Consider the following 2,890-nt stretch of genomic DNA (forward strand, 5'->3'; position numbering starts at 1 on the left):
CAGGCGCCCACCGTCGAAAGCAGCGGTGATCTTCTTGCGGCCAACGGCTGGAAACGGGAAGGTGGCAGGTGTATCGTCCGGCATGGCGAGTGTGGCACAGGGCAATTGGTGGCAGGGATTAGTCTCAACAACCAAATCCTACGCTGCTTCAAGTGCTTAAGCTACACTCGCCAGCCTTCATCAACCTTCCCATGCATAAGAACGGCTAAACATCGGAAGCGGCCTCGTTTTGTAGCAGCTTTCTTCTACGCCCTCGACGTATACGACGAGCAAAGGCATCTACGTCAGCCTCACCAGATCTCAAGAATTCGAGGAAGCTGACTCCTTTATAGTTGCACGTTTCGTAAATGCTCAAGAGCACAAGATACTCTCGCATGCCTTTAGGAGTGCTCATTCCGCCGATCACCTTCCGAAGTCGCGCGAACGCTTTAATCGCATGCTCTGCATTATTATTGTTCCATGGCACGCTGTCATGGTCCAAGAATGTAAACAGGCTGCCTTGGTTCTTCTGAAATCGTTTCTGATACCCTACCGCAACTTCCGTGTGATACTTCCGCTTCGCCAGCATGCGGTAAAATCGATCCACGGCTCTCTTATGCTTGCGCAAGTAGCGCGTCTTCAACCCGAACCGATCAACGGTTTCCACCATAGGTCTAATCAGCCCCGCAAATGCCTGAGCTATCTCCACCATCTCTCCGTCAAACGGATGCCTCACCAGATCCTCGTTGATGTCCCTTAATAGGTGGATGAGACATTTCTGGTGGATGCAGTCTATCGAGTCATATGCAGCATAGAAGTCCGAAACGAGCACGCCACTGAAGTTTTGAAGGACATTCTTTAATGTACGCGCCTCCCGCGAGTCACTGTACACGTATGCAACTTCGTCCAAATTCGTAAATACCCATACGTACTGGACTTCTCCTTCGACCGTTGCTCTCGTCTCATCAGCATGGACCAATTTGCCTTCAACTATTCGTTGGAGAATAAGGTCATACGTTTTCTGATACTGCTTTGCGGAATTAGCCTTAATGGCGTTGACGGCATTCGGCGATAGTTGGAACTCGAAGAGTGTATTGAGATTCCGAGCGACAGCGTGCTGAGGAATGCGCAGTTCAATTATCTGATAAATTATGTAAGCTTTTAAATTCGTGCCGTAGCTCTCTTGGCGTGTAAGTTCATTGTATCCAGTCTTACATGTCCAGCACTGATACCGTAGGAAATTGTAGCGAATATTCCAGCGTTTAACTCCAAAACGTGAGAACCGCAGGTCTTGTACGGTAGAGCCATAATGACCGTTTATGTATAGCCGGGTCGAGTTGCAACGAGGACAGCGCTCGGGTCGTGCCACTCCAACCTGAATGAATTTGTCGATACCTAAGGTCGTTTTGCTGCGCTTGGTCTGGATTTTCGAGGATCGCCAGGGGCAGCGGTTCGAACGTGTGTAAACCTTGGTTCGCTGGTAGTCCCAGTATGCTGCTTCGTTGATAGCCTTGAACTCAGGCAGAGCGTAATTCAATGCACCGAATTTTAGTGGACGATCATCTTTCATCAAACTGATGGTTGTGTAGTTCGGGTCAGAGGTTGTCGTGGTCTGTTCTGAGCAGATTCGAAGGATAGCCTCGGCTATCATTTGTGCTGCGGCACAATCCTCCGCATTGTACGTAATTAGCTTCTGCTTAATGCTCGGCTCACAGGCAGCCTCCCATTCTGAGCGCCAGATCAGAGAGTGCAACCCGGAGGAGTTCGCCTCTGACCAATGGAATCCGAGATAGCCAGCGATTTCTTTCAAACCATTCGAGTAGGTTGGGAAATAGATATGGGCGTATGTCAGCCTCAGGAGGTTCACTGATGTGGCAATCAGTCGATCCACGAGTTCGATGTCCTCAGGATTGTCGCAGTACCGCTCTTTCAGCCGGTTGAGGAATTGCGTTTCATAGCTTCCGTAATGGACAAGGCGGACATCAGGGACCTGCTCAAGAGCACGTAAGAGAGACACCCACATTTCCCGCTCGCCGGATGGATCGTCCGCCCAAAACGCAAGGTGAACGTCCTTGTCGTTACGCCGGTACCTCATTCCAGCGAGATAGTAGAACTCCCGGTCTGGTACCCCCTCCACGTCCAGGAAAACCGTGCCAGAAGTGATTGAGAAGGTGGGTGTATCGACGACGTGTATGCGATTGGCCTGGACTGCCAGCGCTTTCAATGCAGGGTCGTGCTTTGTCGCTGTTGCTCTGCTCCGTGCTGACCGCCGCCTTGGCCGGTACGTACATGAGAATTGGGCGACGGTCGTGATACCCTTATTATTGAGCTTCTTTCGTTCCTTTTCGCTCAACGTGGTCAGCAGGCTCAGGTCATCCTTCTCGATAGCGATCTGACGGCAGCGGCACCGAAACTGGCATTCAGGGCAATGCTTGTTGAGGGCCAGTGGGGGCGGTGTTCCTGTTGCGTGTTGTGCCCTCACCGTATTGACGAGTGAACAAACCTCCTTGACCAACTTTGGCAACTGGACCGCCGTAGATCGGTGGCCTGAGCCGTGAACGATCCTGGCTGTGGGCGGCATCCTACCCGTCAGTCGAGACAGAGCGAGGGCATCCAGTGCGACGAGAAGCTTATCTGAGGACGCCAGCTTTTCGTTCGGGAAGAACCGAACGGGACGGTATACGGTGTCCGCCCCGCTGCGACTGGCAGGTATTCGCTCCAACGCGTGAGCTTGGACCTGAACCTCATGGGACGAGATCTTAGGGTCGAGAATCAATCCGTAATTGTTTGGTGGCGGAACGTTGTTGGGATCGGGTGCGTTACGCCATTGAGGAGTACACTTGGCGCTTTGACGGCCTGCGACGCCGAGCTTCTCACCGCAGGAGGACGTGATGCACTCCCTTCATCCGCA

Annotated in this window: 1 protein-coding gene; it reads right to left on the reverse strand. The window is 52.3% G+C overall.

All coding sequences use genetic code 11. The features are described 5' to 3' along the window. Positions 1-205: 205 nt before the first annotated feature. Positions 206-2,755 (reverse strand): IS66 family transposase, encoded by a 2,550-nt coding sequence (gene tnpC / locus FS320_RS41115; RefSeq protein WP_152718330.1) that lies wholly within the window; start codon positions 2,753-2,755, stop codon positions 206-208. Positions 2,756-2,890: the final 135 nt, after the last annotated feature.

The sequence above is a fragment of the Microvirga tunisiensis genome (assembly GCF_009296175.1).
In the GTDB taxonomy this organism is placed as follows: Bacteria; Pseudomonadota; Alphaproteobacteria; order Rhizobiales; family Beijerinckiaceae; genus Microvirga; species Microvirga tunisiensis.